General features: G+C 53.9%; 1 protein-coding gene. It reads right to left on the reverse strand.

The genetic code is table 11. The features are described 5' to 3' along the window. Positions 1 to 154: 154 nt before the first annotated feature. Positions 155 to 425: hypothetical protein (locus CQ12_RS44565; protein WP_210180601.1), on the reverse strand; the 271-nt coding region annotated here is incomplete at its 5' end.

The raw sequence follows: 425 nt of genomic DNA on the forward strand, positions 1-425 counted from the left end.
TCGTCCAAGAACCGATAAAGGTCTGCGTCCTCAATCAAAGTGTCGGTGAACAGGAGCGTTGTTTTATCTCGGCCGTATTTCTCGACGGCGAGCTTCCCAGCAGCCCAAGAAGCGGCACCACCAGAGAAGAACACAACGCAGTTGATTGGCTGCGTCATTCGCCGCCCTCCGTTGATCCAGAGACAACAGTGCGCATGCGTTCCGCTTCAATCCTGCGGGATCGCTCGACCTCTTGCTGGTAAGTTCTGCCAACTCCGATGCGACCGTGACGCAACCAGATTTGAAGGTCATCATACTCGGCTTCGGTCATACCCAAATGTGCGGCTCTTTCGCTGCGGTCAATCATCGTCGTACTCGTATTCGGGATAGTAGGTGTGGTCCTGGCTGCAAATATCCTGATAGATGGCATCGTCGCTATGCAGGAT

The sequence above is a fragment of the Bradyrhizobium jicamae genome, assembly GCF_001440395.1.
GTDB lineage: Bacteria > Pseudomonadota > Alphaproteobacteria > Rhizobiales > Xanthobacteraceae > Bradyrhizobium > Bradyrhizobium jicamae.